The 19,707-nt window shown below is 57.2% G+C and carries 20 protein-coding genes; 7 read left to right on the forward strand and 13 right to left on the reverse strand.

Annotated features, from left to right (window positions below):
- Nucleotides 1-25 precede the first annotated feature (25 nt).
- On the reverse strand, nt 26-703 hold the full coding sequence (locus BN3911_RS16490) for a polyphosphate polymerase domain-containing protein (RefSeq protein WP_308211533.1): 678 nt from the start codon (nt 701-703) through the stop codon (nt 26-28).
- 263 nt (nt 704-966) lie between these two features.
- On the opposite strand from BN3911_RS16490, the gene BN3911_RS16495 reads away from it, so the two are divergent.
- The 3 genes from BN3911_RS16495 to BN3911_RS16505 all read left to right on the forward strand — a co-directional run bounded on the left by BN3911_RS16495 (nt 967) and on the right by BN3911_RS16505 (nt 3,397).
- Nucleotides 967-1,647, forward strand: coding sequence for a response regulator transcription factor (locus tag BN3911_RS16495; protein ID WP_066867547.1), 681 nt, complete (start codon nt 967-969; stop codon nt 1,645-1,647).
- Nucleotides 1,644-2,903: a sensor histidine kinase gene (locus BN3911_RS16500; RefSeq protein ID WP_066867550.1), complete on the forward strand. Its 1,260-nt coding sequence runs from the start codon at nt 1,644-1,646 to the stop codon at nt 2,901-2,903. Before BN3911_RS16495 ends, BN3911_RS16500 begins: the two co-directional genes overlap by 4 nt.
- A 140-nt stretch (nt 2,904-3,043) precedes the next feature.
- Nucleotides 3,044-3,397: a HEAT repeat domain-containing protein gene (locus BN3911_RS16505; RefSeq protein ID WP_207644526.1), complete on the forward strand. Its 354-nt coding sequence runs from the start codon at nt 3,044-3,046 to the stop codon at nt 3,395-3,397.
- A gap of 294 nt (nt 3,398-3,691) precedes the next feature.
- Here the strand turns inward: BN3911_RS16505 and BN3911_RS16510 are convergent, their stop codons facing one another.
- The 6 genes from BN3911_RS16510 to BN3911_RS16535 all read right to left on the reverse strand — a co-directional run bounded on the left by BN3911_RS16510 (nt 3,692) and on the right by BN3911_RS16535 (nt 10,030).
- Nucleotides 3,692-4,309 (reverse strand): ABC transporter ATP-binding protein, encoded by a 618-nt coding sequence (locus tag BN3911_RS16510; RefSeq protein WP_066867556.1) that lies wholly within the window; start codon nt 4,307-4,309, stop codon nt 3,692-3,694.
- The gene (locus BN3911_RS16515) at nt 4,299-5,246 is read right to left on the reverse strand and encodes an ABC transporter ATP-binding protein (protein ID WP_066867559.1); all 948 of its coding nucleotides are present in this window, start codon (nt 5,244-5,246) and stop codon (nt 4,299-4,301) included. The genes BN3911_RS16510 and BN3911_RS16515 overlap by 11 nt, the downstream gene beginning before the upstream one ends.
- A gap of 10 nt (nt 5,247-5,256) precedes the next feature.
- Complete coding sequence (locus BN3911_RS16520) at nt 5,257-6,093, reverse strand: ABC transporter permease (protein ID WP_066867562.1); 837 nt, start codon at nt 6,091-6,093, stop codon at nt 5,257-5,259.
- Nucleotides 6,083-7,078: an ABC transporter permease gene (locus tag BN3911_RS16525; protein WP_066867565.1), complete on the reverse strand. Its 996-nt coding sequence runs from the start codon at nt 7,076-7,078 to the stop codon at nt 6,083-6,085. The genes BN3911_RS16520 and BN3911_RS16525 overlap by 11 nt, the downstream gene beginning before the upstream one ends.
- 63 nt (nt 7,079-7,141) lie before the next feature.
- Nucleotides 7,142-8,824: an ABC transporter substrate-binding protein gene (locus BN3911_RS16530; RefSeq protein WP_066867568.1), complete on the reverse strand. Its 1,683-nt coding sequence runs from the start codon at nt 8,822-8,824 to the stop codon at nt 7,142-7,144.
- Nucleotides 8,825-9,148: 324 nt separating this feature from the next.
- The gene (locus BN3911_RS16535) at nt 9,149-10,030 is read right to left on the reverse strand and encodes an AraC family transcriptional regulator (RefSeq protein WP_066867570.1); all 882 of its coding nucleotides are present in this window, start codon (nt 10,028-10,030) and stop codon (nt 9,149-9,151) included.
- 214 nt (nt 10,031-10,244) lie between these two features.
- Here BN3911_RS16535 and BN3911_RS16540 point away from each other — a divergent pair, with 214 nt between their 5' ends.
- The 4 genes from BN3911_RS16540 (at nt 10,245) to BN3911_RS16555 (ending at nt 14,366) form a co-directional block, all read left to right on the forward strand.
- The gene (locus BN3911_RS16540; protein WP_066867573.1) at nt 10,245-11,300 is read left to right on the forward strand and encodes a zinc-dependent alcohol dehydrogenase family protein; all 1,056 of its coding nucleotides are present in this window, start codon (nt 10,245-10,247) and stop codon (nt 11,298-11,300) included.
- 61 nt (nt 11,301-11,361) lie between these two features.
- The gene (locus BN3911_RS16545) at nt 11,362-12,378 is read left to right on the forward strand and encodes an aldo/keto reductase (RefSeq protein ID WP_066867576.1); all 1,017 of its coding nucleotides are present in this window, start codon (nt 11,362-11,364) and stop codon (nt 12,376-12,378) included.
- Nucleotides 12,372-12,833, forward strand: a complete 462-nt coding sequence (locus BN3911_RS16550) for an RbsD/FucU family protein (RefSeq protein ID WP_066867578.1) — start codon at nt 12,372-12,374, stop codon at nt 12,831-12,833. The genes BN3911_RS16545 and BN3911_RS16550 overlap by 7 nt, the downstream gene beginning before the upstream one ends.
- Nucleotides 12,834-12,905: 72 nt before the next feature.
- Entirely contained in the window at nt 12,906-14,366 is a 1,461-nt protein-coding gene (locus BN3911_RS16555; protein WP_066867581.1) for an alpha-L-fucosidase, read from the forward strand.
- 94 nt (nt 14,367-14,460) lie between these two features.
- Here the strand turns inward: BN3911_RS16555 and BN3911_RS16560 are convergent, their stop codons facing one another.
- From BN3911_RS16560 to BN3911_RS16580, 6 genes are all read right to left on the reverse strand, one after another.
- On the reverse strand, nt 14,461-14,859 hold the full coding sequence (locus BN3911_RS16560; protein ID WP_066867583.1) for an NUDIX hydrolase: 399 nt from the start codon (nt 14,857-14,859) through the stop codon (nt 14,461-14,463).
- The gene (locus BN3911_RS16565; protein WP_147578641.1) at nt 14,843-16,060 is read right to left on the reverse strand and encodes a hypothetical protein; all 1,218 of its coding nucleotides are present in this window, start codon (nt 16,058-16,060) and stop codon (nt 14,843-14,845) included. Before BN3911_RS16565 ends, BN3911_RS16560 begins: the two co-directional genes overlap by 17 nt.
- A gap of 188 nt (nt 16,061-16,248) precedes the next feature.
- Nucleotides 16,249-16,422, reverse strand: a complete 174-nt coding sequence (locus tag BN3911_RS16875; RefSeq protein WP_074039145.1) for a FeoB-associated Cys-rich membrane protein — start codon at nt 16,420-16,422, stop codon at nt 16,249-16,251.
- 27 nt (nt 16,423-16,449) lie between these two features.
- Nucleotides 16,450-18,858 carry a ferrous iron transport protein B gene (feoB, locus tag BN3911_RS16570; RefSeq protein ID WP_066867593.1) on the reverse strand — a complete coding sequence of 803 codons (2,409 nt, stop codon included), beginning with the start codon at nt 18,856-18,858 and terminating at the stop codon, nt 16,450-16,452.
- 99 nt (nt 18,859-18,957) lie between these two features.
- Nucleotides 18,958-19,179 carry a FeoA family protein gene (locus BN3911_RS16575; RefSeq protein ID WP_066867596.1) on the reverse strand — a complete coding sequence of 74 codons (222 nt, stop codon included), beginning with the start codon at nt 19,177-19,179 and terminating at the stop codon, nt 18,958-18,960.
- Between the two features lie 32 nt (nt 19,180-19,211).
- Nucleotides 19,212-19,424, reverse strand: a complete 213-nt coding sequence (locus BN3911_RS16580) for a FeoA family protein (protein WP_066867599.1) — start codon at nt 19,422-19,424, stop codon at nt 19,212-19,214.
- Between the last annotated feature and the right edge of the window lie 283 nt (nt 19,425-19,707).

Genomic DNA, 19,707 nt, shown 5'->3' on the forward strand with positions numbered 1-19,707 from the left:
TGACGGCGCCTGACCCGGTTCTCCCTCAGCCGAAAGCCCGGGAGGCCGCATATTTGGAAAACGCGCCCGCCTGCCGGTTTCCCAGCTGCACCAGATCCCGGATCATCTCCGGCAGAAATTCATCGTATTTCACCTCCAGCAGGACGCCGTTTCCCGCTGGAAGCATGGCAAGGGGCTTTTCCAGCAGATCGGGCCGAAACGGCGCCGTGTGAAGCTCCCGGTCCAGCGTGATCCGCACGTTCCCAGGAGGGAACACAAAGGGCTCCCGCAGATAATCCACCACCGTTTTCGGCCTCAGCTGCTGCGTCTTCATCTTACCGTAAAGTTCTGCCGCCACCGGACGGCCGGACACCTTCATCCAGCCCGTGTCCCCATGGAACAGCCGGTCCGCTTCCTGAGCCGTGATGCTGTCTCCCTTTTTGCTGCAGAGGCCGTCCCGTTTGCTCTTTTTTTCCAATGTGAGATAGGAAAGCTCGCCGTTGTAATACCGAATCCGGAATTTTTCCCGGTTGTTCACGCCGTCCAGCTTTTCCCGCAGGGCCTTGTCTTCCAAATTGTCAAAATAGACGCTGCGAATCCCATATTCCCCTGTGGTTCCTGCATGGGGATCATGCCGCAGCGCCGCCAAAAGACGGGAGCGGACGATGAAATAGTCGCTCACGCTGAGGGCAAACTTGTATTCATGCCTGTACTTCAGTTCCAATTGCAGTCATCCCTTCTCCGGTTGTTACCGGTTTCTGTGATGTTCCCGATTGTAGAAGCTCCGCCTTAAACAAGCCTGAAAATTTCACGTGGATTTTACGTTCTGGATTTCAGGTTCCTTTCAGATTCTACTGCTAAAATGTGATATAATATAAGATCTAAAAGACAACGCCTCTCCCTCAAAGCCTGCAGCGCCTGGAACTGACCGAAAAGCCACAGAAGCCGGAGAGCGCGAAACAAGTAAGAAAAAAGGGGAGATTTCTGATGCGCATTCTGGTTGTGGAGGATGAAAAAAGGCTCGCAGACACACTGTGTGAGCTGCTCGCTTACCACAGGTATACCGCAGATGCGGCGTATGACGGCGAAACCGGACTTGACAACGCTTTGAGCGGCATCTATGACGCCGTGATTCTCGATGTGATGATGCCGAAAAAAAACGGCTATCAGGTGGTGCAGGAGCTCCGGAAGGCAGGCGTCAGCACTCCGGTGCTGATGCTCACTGCAAAATCTGAAACCAGCGATAAGGTGGAGGGCCTGGATCATGGCGCAGACTACTACCTGACAAAGCCCTTTGAAACCGAAGAGCTGCTGGCCTGCCTGCGGGCTCTGCTGCGCAGGCAGGAGGAAATCGTGCCGGAGGAGCTGACCTTTGAGGGCCTTTCCCTGAATCTTTCCTCCTGTGTGCTCAGCTACGAGGGCCATTCCGTACGCCTGAGTTCCAAGGAATTTGAGATGATGCGGCTCTTGCTTTCCGGCAGCGGAAATGTCATCCCCAAGGAAACCCTGCTTTTGAAGGTATGGGGGTATGATTCCCAGGCGGAGGATAACCATGTGGAGGTTTATATTTCGTTCCTGAGAAAGAAACTGTTTCACATCCATTGCCCTGTCACCATTGAATCGGCCCGCCGCCTGGGCTATTTTCTGAAGGGAACGGACACGGTATGATTCAAAAGCTTCGCAGAAAATTTGTGGCCGTCGTCATGGGCGTAGCCGCCTTCCTTCTGCTCGCCGTGTTCGTCATTCTGCTGGTCACCACCCAGACCGGGATGGAACGGCAGGGCATGGACATGCTGGGAAGCGCTTTGGACAGCGCCCTGCGCAAGGACGGCTTTTTCAAGCAGGCCGTACCGGACGGCCTGCTTCCAGGAGAGGCAGAAAACAACGGCAGAAAGTGGAACGGGCGGTTTAACGTCTTCACCGCGCTGGTGGACGGCGGCGGGAATGTCATTGTCCAGGCCAAGGTATCCTTTCTGCAGGAGGAGCTGGACTCGGAGGCCATTGAGGAACTGGTTCGTACGGCTGCAGCTTCGTCCAGCTACTCAGGCGTGCTTCCTGCCAGCCATCTCCGCTATCTGAAAAGGGACGTGGGAAACAGCATGATCGTGGCCTTTGCCGACACCTCGGGTGAGGCCAGTGCTATGGCGGAGCTGATCAAGAACTCCCTGATCGTAGGCCTCGCAACCCTGCTGGTATTCTTCGGCGCCAGTCTCCTTCTAGCCCGCTGGGCAGTCCGCCCCGTGGAGAAGGCCTGGCAGCAGCAGAAGCAGTTTGTAGGAGACGCCTCCCACGAGCTGAAAACCCCTCTCACAGTAATCTTATCCAACGCCGACATGATCCTCAGCCATCCGGAGGAGCAGCCCCGGCGCTGGGCAGAAAATATCAAGGCGGAATCGGTGCGTATGAAGCATCTGACGGAGGAGCTGCTCTCCCTGACGAGGTCAGAGGACGCCCAACGGAAACCGGTGCTCCAACGGGTGGATTTTTCCTATCTGGTGACCGACAGCATCCTGCTGTTCGACGCTTCGGTGTTCGAAAGCGGGAAAGCTTTATCCTACGATGTGGAGGAGGAAATCCATGTGGTGGGGGACGCCCCTGCCCTCTCCCAGCTGCTGGAGATCCTGCTGGACAACGCGGTGAAGTATTCCCCGGAGGGCGGAACCATCGCCCTCCGGCTGGAAACGGCAGGCAGAAATGCAAAACTTTCTGTCTCCAATACGGGGCAGCCCATACCTGAACAGGACCTTCCCCACATTTTTGAACGCTTTTACCGGGGAGACCCTTCCCGCCAATCCACCGGAGGCCATGGCCTCGGCCTGGCTATTGCCCGGAGCATCGTGGAGGTCCATAAGGGTAAAATTTGGGCAGAATGCCGAAATGGGCTCGTTATTTTTACCGTTTCACTCCCCTGTGAGAAAAAATAGCCGGAAAATAGGTTATAAATTTTACGTCCATTCACAAAAAGTTCATCTTTTTTCAACAATTTCGCAATCTAGTTTCGGTATGCTTGCTGTTAGCAGACTAACAAACTGAAGTGTAGTCTGCTGAAGGAAGAACAACATAATTGGAGGTCGTTGTTATTATGTTCGGCAACAAATTAGACAAAATCCCAAAATTAGTAGAAGGCGGAAAAGAAGCTGCTCTCATCAAGCTGGCAAAGGACAAGGACAAGACTGTGAAGCTGGCCGCCATCGCAGCCCTGGGCAAGATCGGCAAGGATGATTCCTTCAATATCATGGTTCCCGATATGCTCATTGATGACGATCCGGACGTCCGCATCGCCGCTGCCCTGGCCCTCGGCGAGATGAAAAACGCCCATGCAAGCGCCCATCTGCGTTATTATCTTGAGCGTGAAAAGGACGCAAAAGTGGTTACGGCCATCAAGCAGGCAATTACCAGCCTGGGCGGCAGCGACTGAGTTTCCCTTTCTCTTTTTTTCCATCCATCTTCTGCTTGTAAGCCTTTCCGGGTTTTCCGGAGAGGCTTTTTGTTTTTATCCTCCCCGGAAGCTTTCGGTTCTTTTGATTCGCTGTTAGATAAAAACACAGCCAGCCATACTAAAATTGGACTTTTTTTAAGTGAGATGATATGACACATGCCTGCATAGGAAGTCCGGGTTCAAATCTCTCTGAAAACGGCCTTTCCCTATGCTCTTTCCGAAAAAGGACACAGGACCGCGTGCGGCAATTCGCATGCGATCCTGTGTCCTTTTCTATTCTCCGTCTGTCTCCACAGACAGTTCTACTACCCGTTGGCACACCCGGTCTGCCAGCGCCCGGTTATGGGTGACCATCAGCAGGCCCAGCTGCCGCTGTTCCACCTCTTTCAGCACCAGGTTCCAAATCTGTGCCTGGGTGATCACGTCCAGCATGGTACTCATCTCGTCGGCCAGCAGAAATTGTGTGCCCTCGAACAGGGAACGGGCCACGCAGAAACGCTGCAGCTCCCCGCCCGACAGCTCCCGGGGATACCGGCTGAGCCATTCCTCTTCGATTCCCAAAGCCTCCATGATTTCCCGGCGGAACATGCCGGATTCTTCCAGCACCTTCTTCATCTTCCACCTGGGGTTGATGGCCTTTTCCGGGTGCTGGTAGATCAGCTGGACCGGGCAGACGCCCTTTTGGGGCAGCGGCTTTCCGTCCAGCAGGATTTCTCCGGAAGCAGGCTTGAGATATCCTCCCATCAGCCGCAGCAGGGTGCTCTTGCCGTAGCCGCTGGGGCCCACCAGCCCAACCCGCTCCCCTTTTTCCACGGAAAGGCTGATCTCCCGGAGAATCCAAGGGGAATGTTCCCGATACCGGAAGCTCACGTTTTTTGCTTCAAGTCGCATGAATACACCTCACCATCCCGCCTCGCAGCTCTCTCATGGGGATTTCCCCACCGCATTCCTCCGTCCGCCAGGGGCATCTCGGCGCGTACAGGCAGCCCTTGGGAAGCGCCTTGGCATAGGGCTGAAAGCCAGGAACCGGCTGAAAACCGTTTTGGGGCAGCGCGTTCCACAGCGCCTTGGAATAGGGGTGGCGCAGCGCCTCCGGCCCCCGGAGGAAATCCCCGGAGGGAGCGGTCTCCACCGTGGTTCCCGCATAGAATACTGCCACCCTGTCGGCCACTTGAAAGGCCAGATCGATGTCATGGGTGATGAGGACCACCGCCCTGCCCTCGTCCGCCAGCTCCCGAAAACATTGAAGAGCCTCCAGCGCCATCTCCAAATCCATGCCGGGCGTGGGCTCGTCCGCCAGAATCAAACTTGCCCCGCTGAGCACCGCCGTGGACACCAGCACCCTTCTGGCCATGCCGCCGGAAAGCTGAAACGGGTAAAGGCGATCTACCGCCTCTGCCAGATGAAACCGATCGAACACCTCTCTCTGCCGCTGTCTCCTCTCACGGCTGGGACGGGGCCCCGTCACCTGCGGTCCCACCTTCATGGAAGGATCCAGAAAGGTGACCGACTGAGGAACCAGGGCAAATTCCTTTCCCCTGAGCCGTTCCATGTCCTTTTGCTCCAGGAGCTTTCCTCCATAGGAAATCTCCCCTTCCACAGAGGCGTTTTCCGGCAGAAGGCCCATAACGGCATGGGCCAGCAAGCTTTTTCCCGAACCGCTGGAACCGGCTACCGCCACAATTTCACCCGGCCTCACATCCAGGTTCAGGTTCGAAATCACCTTCAGGTCGTACTGCTCCAGGCCCCTGTCGTACATCCGGAAGGACACGGAGAGGTTTTTCACCTCCAAAACAGGCCCGGCGACAGCTGTGCTCTTTCGCTCCATTTCTCTCCCCCTATTCATGCGCGCTGTATGGATCCATAATTTTTTTCAAATTCTCTCCCAGCCGGTCAAACAGCAGAACAATCACTACCAGCATCAGCCCGGGGAAAAATGCCAGCCACCAGGCCCCTGTAGAAAGGTATTTCATGGATTCGGACAGGATGATGCCGATGGCGGGCTGCTCCGGAGACAGCCCAAAACCCAGGAAAGTCAGCGAAGATTCATGCATGATCGCGTGAGGGAACATGAGGATGAGTCCGATCAGAAATTGGGGAACCATGTGGGGCAGAATGTGCTTTCCCGTAATCCACCAGCTGCTGTGCCCCAGCTTGCGGGAAACCTCGATATATTGCTGCGAACGGATCTGCAGCACCTCGCTGCGAATGATACGCGCAAGCCCTGTCCAGTGCGTCACCGCCACGCCGATCAGCACGCCCTTCAAGCCCTTGCCGCAGGCAAATGCGATGAGGATCAACAAAACCGTGTGGGGAATTCCCATCACCAGGTCAATGAGCCAATTCATGAAATGATCCAGCTTTGTGGAGCCGGTAGCCGCCGCCACCCCAACAATGAGGGCGATTACCGCGCTTACCGAGGAGGCCACTGTTCCCACTATGATGCTGATGGAAAGCCCCTTGACCGTGCGCACCAGCATATCCCTCCCCAACAGATCCGTGCCGAAGGGATGTTCCCAGGAAGGCTGCAGCCCTTTTTGGGAAAAATCAGCCTGCACCAGCTCATCCCCCAGCAGGACGCCTGCCAGAAAAATTCCGGCCAGAACCGCCGCAATCATTGCAGCAGCAGCAATGGTACGGGTTCTCCGGTTGATTTTGAAGGCCTTATGTTTCATGGTCGAAGCCCTCCCTGATCTGCGGATCCGCAATGGAACAGATGATATTGGCAAGCAGATTACCCACAAACACAAACACCGCGCTGAACAGGGTGATGCCCAGCAGAAGGGGAATGTCCGACCCCATTCCCGCGGCGGCTGCCGCGGCCCCCAGGCCCGGATAGGAAAACACATTTTCCGCCAGTACAGACCCGCCGAACAGCTCGCTGAAGGAGCCGAACTGCATGGTGACGGCAGGCAGCAGGATGTTCCGCAGCCCATGGCGCCGCAGCACCTGGAACCGGGATTCCCCCCGGGCCCTCGCAAACAGCACATAATCGCTTTCCAGGACGTCCACCAGCTTTTCCCGGGTGTGCAGCGCTATATTGGCAAAGGACAAAAAGCTCAGCGTGAGGGCAGGAAGGATTAGGTGATGAATCCGCTGCCAGATGGTGACCTGATCGGCGGGCAGCCCTTTCGGGACGCTCATACCCATGGGGAACCAGCCCAGCTGCACCGAAAAGAGCATCAGGAACACGATGCCGATCCAAAAGGTGGGGATAGAACACATGGTCAGGCACAGCTTTTTGAGAATTTTATCCGGCCATTTTCCATGAAAATTTCCCATGATGCAGCCGATGGTGAAGCCAAGGATTCCAGAAAAGGCCCAGGCTGTCAGCATCAGCGCCAGAGAGGCCAGAAACTTTTCCCCAATGATATCCAGCACCGGCCTCCTGTAAATCAGGGAGGTGCCGAAATCCCCGTGCAGGATGGAGCCCGCCCACAGAAAGAACCGCTCCAGCGGCGGCTTATCCAGGCCCCAGTATTCCGCGATTTTCTCACGCTGCTCCATGCTCACGTTGGGCACGGCGCCCACATACTGCTGCACCGGATCCACCGGCGACAGGCTGACCAGCACAAAACTGACGATGCTGATGGCAATCAGAAGCGTAACAAACCGAAGCGCATACCTGCCTACATTCTTCCAGATTCTTTTTCCGCTCATCTTCTCCCCCTCATCCTTCCCATGAAAAAGGAAGACGGAAGCTGCTTCCGCCCTCCTGCCATATCATTCCGTCCAGGTCCACTCGGCCAGGTTCGCCACCAGCGGCCAGGCCGCTCCATGGGCGTGAATTCTCTGCCGGCCGATATCCAGCCCGTCTTTCACGTAGTACAGGTGGGACATGTTGACATAGAAGGCCCAGGGCGCTTCCCCTCTCATAGAGGTGCCCGTGGTTCCGTCCCACTGAGCTTTCTTCCACCATTCCAGGGATTCCTCCATGGATTTGGAATTCATGGCCCTGTCAAGGTATCCGTCCACCGTCCCGCTGGTAAAAAATTCCGGGTTGTAAAAATCTATCTTTCCCGCGTTGCTGCTGTGAAAGAGCATATACGAGGTCATGGGACTGTCGGAGCCCCAGCCCATGATCATCGGCTCGGAAAACATCCGTGCCACCGTATCGTTGGCGCTGACTCCCTCCACCGTGACGGCGATTCCCAGGTTTTCCCTTGCCTGGTTCGCCACCGACATGGCCACCGCCTGCCGCATGGAATCCCCCGCGAAATACATCAGGTTGAACGCCGCTTTCAGGCCGTCCTTTTCCCGGACGCCGTCTCCGTCGCTGTCCTTCCAGCCGGCCTCTTCCAGCAGCTGCACCGCATAGTCCACGTCCGTCTCAATCACATCCTCCTCATTCCACCAGGGAAGCCCGTCGCATTCGGAATAGGCAGGATGCGCAAACCCGTTTAAGGCCTCGCTGATGATCCGGTCCCGGTCAATCCCATAGGACATGGCCTTGCGGACGGCCAGGTCGGAGGTGACGTTGTTGCCGATTTTGTAGCCGTCCTCCGTGGTTTTGCCTTCCTCCGGCAGGACAGGAAAGGTGATCCCCCTGTTGTCCACAGAGTCCACGGAGACCACGCGCATTCCATCGATCTCCGTGCCGGCCAGGGTTGCGGAGGTCAAAGCGATATCTACCTCTCCCGCTTTGGCAGCCACAAAGCGGGCGTCCTCCTCCTGCACCAGGAAAACCGCCTTTTTGATGGCGGGCTGTTCCCCATAATAGCTCTCGTTTGCCTCTAAAATAAACTGCTGGCCCTTGTCCCACTGGGTCAGCCGGTAAGGCCCCGAACCGATGGGCTCCATCCCGAACTTGTCGGTATAGGAATCCTTCGGCACAATCCCCGCACCCGCCACCGTATAGATGAAGGTGACGCAGGGCCTGGTCATTTTAAACTCCACTGTGGAGCCGTCCAGTGCGGTACAGCTCTCCATCATGGTGAGGTCCACATAGGTTGCCTTTTCTTTTGTGGTATTGAAGGTGAACGCCACGTCTTCTGCGTCCAGCTTTTCCCCATTGCTGAAGGTCACGCCGTCCCGGAGCTGAAAGGTCCAGGTCAGGCCGTCCTCACTCATGCTGTAGCCGGTGGCCAGGTCGTTTTCCAGCTGGTTTTCACCGTTTACCTTGACCAGCGTACTGAACAGCGGCGAACCGGAATAGCCGAAACCCTCGCAGGGGTCCCAGGTATCCGGATCGCTGGAAAACCCGATCGTCACCTCCGTTTTCCCAGGGGTATTCTCCCCGTCTGAACCGGACCCCTCTATCGTACCGGCGGAGGAAGCTGTTCCCGGCTGTGCCTCGCCCTGCGTCCCCTTTCCCAAATTCGTACCTGAATCCCCGGAAGGAGCGCATCCTGTCAGGAGCAGCGCGGCTGTGATTACGGCGGCGGCCGCCCTTACTATTTTTTTCATTTCTGCTTTCCCTCTTTCCCGTCCTGGCTTTTTCCCGTCATAAAAAAAGAAGGCGCAACAATTCTGTTGCACCTTCCAGCGCCCAAACAGCCTTCTTTGGCTGTAAATCCTTCAAAACATTGAGCAGTGAAACCGGGTTTGCTCCTGCAAACAAAGACGGCTTCCTGCCGCTTTTCCGAGGTTTATCGTAGCATGCAGGCAGCGATTTGTCAACCGTCCGCCTAGTTTCAAAACGAAATTTAGGCATAACAGCTAAATTTCATCAGGTTAAAGCAGACTCTACATGCAGCTATTTTCCAGGAAATTCCCACCGCAGCCTACAGCCTAAACAGCGCCGGGCGGCGCGCCCTGCTTCCGGTACGCCCTAGGGCTGCAGCCGTAGAAACTTTTGAACGCCGAGGAAAAATGCTCTACCGAGGAATAGCCCAGCAGTTCCGCTATGGCGGTGACGCTTCTGCCCTCGTCGGAAAGCAGGAGCACCGCAGCCGACATCCTGGCCTCGGTCTTTTTCTGGAGAAAGGTCTTTCCGTAAAGCTTCTTCAGCAGGCGTTCCGTCTGCCTGGCGCCAAGCCCCAGCCTGTCCGCCAGTTCCTCCAGGGAAAGGCTCTGGTATTCATAGAGAAAATAATCCTCGATGATCACCGCCGATTTCTCCGTCAGAGAGGAGCGGCCTGCCGGAGCGTCGGTTCCGGCGTATTCCTCACAGCTTCTCACCAGCTTCACCACCAGGGATTTCAGCAGCGCCTCCGCTTGAATCACGTATCCTGTCCGGCGCTGCTCCAGCTCCTCAAACACCTCCTCCAGCAGAACGCCCACCCGCTGGGTATCTCTTCCGAACCAGAAGGAGGTGCGGGCAAAGGCCCGGAGCACTGCTTCCTCCCCGGGAGCCCGGCCGCCGTGCCTGCGCCCTTCCTCCAGCTTGAAATAGACGCAGTATTCGCACATGGGGTCCCGGCTGTCCGGCGTCTGCGCGTGTTCCGTGTGGGGACCGGTTACATAGAGCGTGCCGGGAGAAATTTCATACCGCCTGCCGCCGACCTGCGCTGTCCCGTATCCGGAGGCAATATAATGAATTTCAAAGCTCCCCCCGCCATGGCTGTGGCTGGGGATGGTGCGCCGCAGCTGCTCATAAACCAGGTTCAGTACCTGGAAGACAGCGCCTCCCAGGGAAAAGCTCAGATCCAAATCACCGAAGCCCACCCGCATCGCAGAAACCTCCCTCTTTGCTTCCAGTGTAGCATATGCGCGGAAGCGAGACAAGCAAAACCTGCGCTGACACGACAAAAATTCCTGTAAGTAGTCGATTCCCTCTCTAATACTTTTTTCTCTTCCACACTATAATGGAGACAACAGGGAACGGCCAGGAACTATGAGGGCACGTTTCAAAACCGATACGTTATTTGTAAGGGAGGTTGTCAATATGGAAGGAAACAGAAGCATGAAGGGCGCGGTTCTGCCAGGAAACAGCACGGTGGAACTGCGGGATTTTGAGATTCCCAAACCCGGCCACGGCGAGGTGCTGATTCAGACCAAGGCCACCACAATCTGCGGGAGCGACATCCGGTGTATCTACCGGGAACACGTGGGCAAGGGGCCGGAGGGCTACATTCCCGGCACCATCGCAGGCCATGAGCCCTGCGGCGTCATCGTGGAGGAGGGCGAGGGGCTCAGGCGTTTCCACAAGGGGGACCGGGTGATCGTCTACCACATTTCCGGCTGCGGCCTGTGCAACGACTGCCGGCGCGGCTATTACATCTCCTGCAAAAGCCCCTACCGCCGGGCATATGGCTGGCAGCGCAACGGCGGCATGGCCCCCTACATTCTGGCGGAGGAAAAGGATTTGATCGCTCTGCCCGACAGCCTGACCTATAAGGACGGCGCTCAGGTGGCATGCGGCTTCGGCACGGTCTACGAGGCCATCGAAAAGATCGGCGTGAGCGGAAACGACGCCGTGCTGGTAACCGGCTTGGGCCCTGTAGGTCTGGCGGCCCTCATGCTCTGCCGGGCCATGGGCGCCAATCTGCTCATTGGCGTGGAGACCAACGAAGCCCGGATCGAGCTGGCCAAAAAGCTGGGGCTTGCGGATCATGTGTTCTCTCCCGAGGGGGCGCTGGAAAAGGTTCTGCAGCTCACGGGAGGAAACGGCGTGGAGCGCTCCATCGACGCCAGCGCCAGCGACCCGGGCCGGCAGCTGGCCATCCGGGCGACGCGGGATCGGGGAAAAATCGCCTTCGTAGGGGAAGGCGGCACCTGCACCTTCGAACCCAGCCCGGACATCATCCACGGGCAGAAGACTATCTACGGCTCCTGGGTGACCTCTTTGTGGAAAATGGAGGAGCTGGTGGAGCGGCTGGTACGCTGGGGGATCCACCCTGAGGAGCTCATCACCCACGAATTCCCGTTGGAACAAGCCTCTGATGCCTATGCCCTGATGGCGGGAGGCAGCTGCGGCAAAGTGGCCGTGGTGTTCGAATAAATCCGGAGCAAGAGCCGGACTTCGGCCCGGCGCAGAAAGAAAGGATGAGAGGAAAAACCATATGAAGGAAGAAAGCATCCAACAGGAACGGATTCCCCGCCGTATTCTGCCGGGCGGCGATGCTGTGCCCGCCATTGGCCTGGGCACTTTCGGTTCCGACAAATACGGCCCAGAAGAGGTGGCCCGGGCCGTTTACGGGGGAATTCGCCAGGGCTACCGGCTCATCGACTGCGCCGCGGTCTATCAGAATGAGGCCCAGGTAGGCGAGGCGCTGGAACATGCTCTGGAAGAAGGGCTCGCCAAGCGGGAGGAGCTGTTCCTCATTTCCAAGGTCTGGAACGACAGGCATGGAGAGGGCGAGGTGCTCGCCTCCTGCAGGCAGAGCCTAAAGGATCTGCGGCAGGATTATCTGGACCTCTATCTGGTGCATTGGCCCTTTCCCAATTATCATGCGCCCGGCTGTTCCGGCGACGCCAGGAACCCCGATTCCCGTCCCTTCCGCGTACAGGAATTCATGAAGGTATGGGCCCAGTGCGAAGAGCTGGCCGGCGCGGGGCTTGCACGGTACATCGGCATGTCCAACATGACCATTCCCAAGCTGGAAGCTGTGCTGCCGCTGTGCCGCATCAAGCCGGCCTTTCTGGAAATGGAGCTGCATCCCTCCTTCCAGCAGCCCGAGCTGTTCCAATATGCGCTGGACCACGGGATTCAGCCCATCGGCTACTGCCCCATCGGTTCCCCCTCCCGTCCCGAACGGGACCGGGACGCCGGGGACGTAGCGGACACAGAGCTGCCGGAGATCGCGGAGATTGCCCGCGCCCACGGCATCCATCCCGCCCTGGTTTGTCTGAAATGGGCTGTGCAGCGAGGCCAAATCCCCATCCCCTTTTCCGTCAAGGAGCCCCAATACCGGAGCAATCTGCAGGCCGTCACCGAGGACCCCCTATCTGAAGCGGAGATGGAGTCCATCCGCCGGGCTGACAGGAACTGCAGGCTGGTAAAAGGCCAGGTCTTTCTGTGGCCCCATGCCGGGAGCTGGGAGGATCTCTGGGATCCGGACGGGAGCATCTCATGCTGAGAGGAATTCCAAGGCTTTTGTCGCCCGAGCTGCTGAAGGTGCTCTGTGAAATGGGCCATGGAGACACGCTGGTACTTGCAGACGGGAATTTCCCCAGAAATGCCTATGGAGAACATGCGCGGATAGTGCGCATGGACGGCCTGGGTATCCCGGAGCTTCTCCGTTCCATCCTGCCCTTCTTTCCCCTGGACAGCTATGTGGAGAAGCCCCTCACCCTGATGCAGCTTGTTCCGGGAGATCCGGTGAAAACTCCCATTTGGAACGTCTATGAAGGCCTTGCGGAGCAATACGATCCCCGCGGAAAACTGGCGATCGGGCATTTGGACCGCTGTACCTTTTACGAAAAAGCCCGCCGGGCCTACGCCGTGCTCGCTACCGGTGAAACAGCCCTGTACGCCAACCTGATCCTGCAGAAGGGCGTGGTACAGAACGGACCGGAGGCCGCGGGAGACTGAACGGAAAACACAGTGCGTACGCCCTCTGCAGAGGTGCTTCGCCCTGTATTTGAAACAGAGAGGAATCAGAGTATGGACTGGACAATGGAGCAAATCAACCAAGTCATCGCCGCAGGTCCCTACCGGGACGATTGGGACAGCCTGCTTTCCCACCCGGCGCCGGAATGGTTTACCAAGGCAAAATTCGGCATTTTTATCCACTGGGGCGTCTATTCCGTCCCGGCCTTCGGCAGCGAGTGGTATCCCAGGAACATGTATCTCCAGGGCTCTCCGGAATTCGAGCACCACGTGAAAACCTACGGCCCCCACAAGGACTTCGGCTACAAGGACTTTATCCCCCTGTTCTGTGCGGAACGCTTCGATCCTGCCGCGTGGGCAGAGCTTTTCCGGGAAGCGGGAGCCCAGTATGTGGTCCCCGTGGCAGAGCATCACGACGGATTCCAGATGTACAAGAGCGATATTTCCCACTGGAACGCCGCTGAAATGGGGCCGAAACGGGATGTGCTGGGAGAACTCAGCCGGGAATTGGCCAAACAGGGCCTGACACTGGGAGCCTCCTCACACCGGGCGGAGCATTGGTTCTTCCTGGGCCACGGCAAAGAATTTGACAGCGACGTCAAGGAGCCTCTGCAGCGCGGCGACCTTTACTGGCCGGCCATGCCGGAGGGCGGCATCGACGACCTGTTCAGCCAGCCAGAGCCGGACAGGGAATATCTGGAAGATTGGCTGCTGAGGACCTGCGAGCTCATCGACAGCTACCGCCCCAAGCTGCTCTACTTCGACTGGTGGATCCAGCACCGGGCCTTCAAGCCCTATCTGAAAAAGCTGGCCGCCTACTACTATAACCGTGCTGAAGAATGGGGCGAGCAGGTGTTGATCAATTACAAGCATGACGCTTTCCTGTTCGGCACGGCGGTGGTGGATGTGGAGCGCGGGCAATTTTCGGAAACCAAAAGCTACCCCTGGCAGACCGACACGGCGGTGGCGCTGAACTCCTGGTGTTATACCGAGGGCAACTGTTATAAGCAGGCTTCCGATATTCTCTGCGACCTGATGGATATTGTCAGTAAAAATGGAAACCTGCTGCTGAATATCGGCCCCAGGGCGGACGGGACCATCCCTCAGGAAGACGCTTCCATTCTCCGGGAAATCGGGGATTGGCTCAGGACAAACGGAGAGGCCGTCTACGGCGCCCGGCCCTGGAAAAAATTCGGGGAAGGCCCCACCCAGGTGGCGGACGGACAGTTTTCCGACAGCGTGAAAAAGGAATTCACTCCTGCGGACATCCGCTACACGGTGAATGGAGACGCGCTCTATGCCGCTGTTCTCAAGGGGGATCCTCTGGGAGAATACCATTTTACCCTGCTGAGCGAGCTGGGGGAGGATTCGCAGTTCCGCGGGCTGATCCGTTCCGTGGAAGTCCTGGATTCCGGCGGCAGCTGCACCTGGACCAGGGATCGGGCGGCCCTGCATGTCAGGACGGACGCCCCTCAAGGAAATTCCCCCATCGTCTTCAAGATTCTGATGGGCTGAAGTTTCTGTAAAACGGACTTGTTTTGATATGTTTAGAAAGGCACAGAGATGGAAAGGGATTTCCATCTCTGTGCCTTTCTACTGTTTGTGCGCCTTATTGCAGCAGGCCCTTTTCCCGCAAATCGGCAAAAATCAGCTTATCCACAGGCGAGACTCGTTCCAGGCCGGAACTGTCCAGCCAGGCAAGTTCCGCGATCTCTGAACCGGGCCGGGGAGTGCCGGAAAATTCCGCTGTATAACAGGTCATTTTCACCAGCACGCCTTCCGCCTTTCCGTGGGCCTGGGCCTGAAACACGCCGTAAAGCCGGGCTGTTTCGGGCCGCACCTCCACGCCCAGCTCCTCCTGAAGCTCCCGCACCAGCGTTTCCACGTCCGTCTCCCCGGCCTCCCGCTTGCCGCCGGGGATATAGTAGGTCTCCTTACCCTGGGAGCGGGTGCACAAAAGTCTACCCCGCTCCCAATACAGGAGCGCCACTTTATCGATCTTTTTCATAGGGCAGCCTCCCTCTCTTCCTCAGTCTTTCTTTTTCTTCCGCCTTGATGCAGTCCGTCAGCTCCAGCCTGATGTCGATCAGCTTCTCAAGCTGGGGTACCTCTTCCATTCCGGGGGTGAACGCCTTAAAATCTATGCCGCCGCAAAGGCATTTCCGGCGGCCCAAAATGGTGGCATAGCCGCCGTGATCGTGGGAGGTGGAGCAGCCCGTACAGTAATTCACATGCCGCTGTGCATACTCCTGAAGCTCTGCGTCCCGGCGGAGTAGCTGACCGTTGACCAGTTTTTCCCCATCCGGCCACCACCAGTACGCGCCGTTGACCCTGACATAGATCTGGTTTTTCAGGCTGCGGACGCTGAACTCGTCTATGCCGATCTGTACGGCCTGCACCCCGCGGTATTTGTAGTCCACCTTATGAAAGGTAGTACAGGAGGGGCGCGCTTTGTGGTCCAGCAGATACTGGTGGATAGCCCGCAGGGGACGCTGGCGCTCCCCATCCAAATGACGCACCACATCCTCAAAGGTTGGTTTACAGGGAGAGAGCAGGTGGCGGAACTCGCAGTAATGGATGCCGTACCAATCAAAGGGCTTGACCCTTTGGCCCGCGTCTGCCAGCGCCTTCATGGCGCGCAGCATCAGCGGCCGGCCGGGGCAGCACAGTACGCCGGACGCCTCTCCGCTTTCCAGCTCCAGTCCATACTCCCGCAGCCGGGCCAGCCGGAGAGGGTACGGGACTCCGGTAAGGAAGTCGTCTGGCCGCTGCTTCCGGTCTCCCCGGAACTCATGCATCAGCTTTTCCCAGGCCTTTCCCTCCAGAAAAAGCTGGTCTCCGCGGAGCGCTGCCTCCCGGCAGAACCGGTATAAAAAACGCTGATAGGTAGTGCCGGCGCTGTAGGTGACTGAGCGGAGTTTGTCATAGCCCTTGGGATCCTGCCGTTTTTTTGCATGGGGCTTACTGCCGTTCAAAAACGCTTCAAAGGCCCCTGCCGGCAGGCCAAACCGAAGGGGATCGTCATACAGGCCGGAAAGCAGCCGCTGCAAAAATTCATAGTACTGGCGGCATCCCTCCGCCAGATCTGCAGGAAGGTCCTCCTCATTCTGCAGGGATACCTCCAGGGGCACGAGAAACGCCCGTTCCAGATAGATGCGGTGGTGCACTTGGGATGGGAACTCCTGGAGCGTCGCAGGCCGACCGTTCATCCTTCCATCTCCTCTCCGTTTCCGGCTTTTGGCCTGATTATAGCGCAGGCTGCCGGAAATGTACAGAAAATGTTTGCCTCTTCCTCCGCCCTGCCGGAGCTGTTTTCCTTCCATTCCAGGCATCCCTGCCGGGAATCCCTATAGCAGCCGGAAGGGAGACGCAGAATTAATCCACGTCTCCCTTCCGGTCATTTCTTCTGGCGGCAGCTGCCGTTCATCGGGCAGCCGCCGCAGCCGCAGCCGCAGGAGGATTTCCCTTTCTTTCTGTCCCTGATTAGGGACAGGAGAATCAAAACGACAATTGCGGCCAGTACCAGACAGATCAGTACGGTTGCGAGATGAGCTGTTAACCAGGCTGCCATTTTCTTCCCTCCGTTTCCAGACCGTTTTTACGTTCTGATTTTTGTTCTCAGCACGTTCGGTTCCTGATAGGGCCTCACCAACAGGAATACCATCAGCGCCACCAAGACAAGCGCTGCAATAGAACCGGCCACATTCCCGCCGCCGGTGAAGAGCATGCCCAGCTGGTACACAATCAGGGCGGCGGCATAGGCGAAGCCGCACTGGTAGGCGATGGCAAACGCCGTCCATTTCCCATTGTTCATCTCACGCTTGATGGCGCCCATAGCGGCAAAACAAGGAGCGCAGAGCAGATTGAACACCAGGAAGGAGTAAGCGGCGAGAGGGGTGAACACAGCCTGCATATTGTTCCAGATCTGCCAGCCGTTTTCCGCCACTTCATCAAACCCGCCGAACAGCACGCCGAAAGTGCCCACAACGTTTTCCTTTGCAATGAGGCCGGTGATGGTGGCCACAGCCCCCTGCCAGTTTCCCCAGCCAAGTGGGACGAAAATCACACAGATTGCCGAACCGATGGCGGCAAGGATACTGTCGTTCATCTCCACCATGCCGAAGCTGCCGTCGGCCCAGCCGAAGTTTGAGGCAAACCATACCAGGATCGTGGCGAGCAGAATAATGGTGCCTGCTTTCTTAATGAAAGACCAGCCGCGTTCCCACATGGAGTGGAGCAGGTTGCCGGCAGTGGGCCAGTGATAGGCTGGAAGCTCCATGACAAAGGGCGCCGGTTCTCCCGCGAACATCCTGGTTTTCTTCAGCATAACGCCGGAGAGTATAATGGCGGCAATGCCCACAAAATAGGCGCTGGGCGCCACCCACCACGCCCCCTGGAACAATGCGCCCGCAATCAGGGCGATGATAGGAAGCTTTGCGCCGCAGGGAATGAAGGTGGTGGTCATAATCGTCATCCGCCGGTCCCTCTCATTTTCAATGGTGCGGGAAGCCATGATGCCGGGAACGCCACAGCCGGTTCCGATGAGCATAGGGATAAAGGACTTGCCGGAAAGGCCGAACTTGCGGAAAATGCGGTCCATTACAAAGGCGATCCTGGCCATATAGCCGCAGCTTTCCAGGAACGCCAGCAACAGGAACAGCACCAGCATCTGGGGGACAAATCCCAGTACCGCTCCAACTCCGGCCACAATGCCGTCCAGGAGCAGCCCCTGCAGCCAATCTGCACAACGGATGCTCTCCAGCCAGTTTCCAAGCAGCACGGGGATCCCCGGCACCCAAACGCCGTAATCAGCCGGGTCCGGCTCCTCTGCCTCTGATGCAGCCAGATAACTGCTGTAGGTCACGGGGATTTCTTTCTCCACATTGCCGTCGTCATCGTAGAGATAGGCGGTTGCGGTCAGCTCCTTCGCCTCCGCAGGGTCAAGTTCCGCCGCTTCAGCCGCAGCCTCAAAGGCGTCCTTGATCGCTCCCGGCTCCACATACGCCTCGGCCGCCTCCTCATAGGCTGCCGAGCCGATACCGAACAGGTGCCAGCCGTCGCCGAAAACGCCGTCGTTCGCCCAATCCGTGGCCCAGGCGCCCACTGTGGACACCGATAAAAAATATACCACGAACATCACGGCGGCAAATATCGGCAGGGCGGCCCAGCGGTTGGTAACCACTCTGTCGATTTTATCCGACGTGGTGAGCATCCCCGCCTTTTTCTTCCTGTAGCAGCTTTCCATCAGCGATGCGATGTATCCATACCGTTCGTTGGTGATGATACTTTCGGCGTCGTCATCGCATTCCTCTTCCGCCGCACGGATATCCTGCTCGATATGGGAAAGCAGATCGGGCTTCAGCTGCAGCTGTTCCAGCACCTTTTCATCCCGTTCGAAAATCTTCACCGCGTACCAGCGCTGCTGCTCAGCGGGCATATGGTGTACGGCAGCCTCCTCGATATGGGCCAGCGCATGCTCCACCACGCCGGAAAAGGTGTGTCTCGGCAGAGTTTTGGCTGACTTTGCCGCGTCGATAGCGGCTTGCGCCGCCTCCATAACGCCCTCGCCCTTCAGCGCCGAAATTTCCACAACCCTGCAGCCCAGTTCCCGGGAGAGTTCTGAAAAATTGATTTTGTCTCCGTTTCTCCGAACCACGTCCATCATATTAACGGCGATCACCACCGGGATGCCCAGTTCGGTCAGCTGGGTGGTCAAATACAGGTTCCGCTCCAGGTTCGTGCCGTCCACGATGTTCAGGACCGCATCCGGGCGCTCTCCGATCAGGTAATTTCTCGCCACCACTTCCTCCAGCGTGTAGGGAGAAAGGGAGTAGATACCGGGAAGATCCGTAAGGATCACGCCGCTGTGCTTTTTCAGCTTGCCCTCCTTTTTCTCCACCGTCACTCCCGGCCAGTTGCCCACGAACTGGTTGGAACCGGTCAGCGAATTGAACAGGGTGGTCTTGCCGCTGTTCGGGTTGCCGGCCAAGGCAATTCTCAATTCCATCGTTCTTGCTCCTCTCTTTTACAGTCAACCGCCAATTGGTAAGTTGCAACTAACTTAATGGCCAAAAAATAAGGGGATATTCCCCCACTGCCTGCCGCGTCACTCCACCTCAATCATTTCCGCATCCGCTTTCCGGATGGAGAGCTGATACCCGCGGACGGTGACCTCGATGGGGTCGCCCAGCGGCGCCACTTTGCAGACCTGCACCTCTACGCCCTTTGTGATACCCATATCCATAATGCGGCGCTTAACAGCACCCTCGCCATGCAGTTTGACCACCTTCGCCTTACTGCCGGCCCTAATCTGCCGTAATGTGTTCATTATGCCGTCCCCCTAACTCAATTTCTAAACTATCAAATCATAATTTTCTGTGCCATTTCCCTGCTGACCGCCACCCTGGCTTCCTTGACGTTGACGATTACATTTCCGCCCAGCACCGAAATCACCGTCACATTCCCGCCCGCCACGAAGCCAAGATTTTCCAAATGTTTCCTGACCTCCGGCTTTCCGCCTACCTTTTTGATCCTGTTTTCTTCTCCGACTGCTGCAAGTGTCAATGGCATCATAGTGCTCCCTTCTTCATCGTGCGGCTCCGGCAATCCGTGCGTGCGGAAACCGCGTCATTTGGTTAGCTTTAACTAACCAGCTGTTATCATACTCGATTTTCCTCATTCTGTCAATGCTGTTTCATAAAATTTTCTTTCGAAAATTTTCAAAACATATGGCATCCGCCAACGCAGAGGTTGGTTCTCCCCTTCTCTTACCGGCAGAAACTTCCCCAAAAAAACAGGAAAGAGGGAAGCCGCAAAATGAAACTTCTGCGGCTTCCCTCTAAAAACACAACTGTGG

The organism is Neglectibacter timonensis (assembly GCF_900048895.1).
In the GTDB taxonomy this organism is placed as follows: domain Bacteria; phylum Bacillota; class Clostridia; order Oscillospirales; family Acutalibacteraceae; genus Acutalibacter; species Acutalibacter timonensis.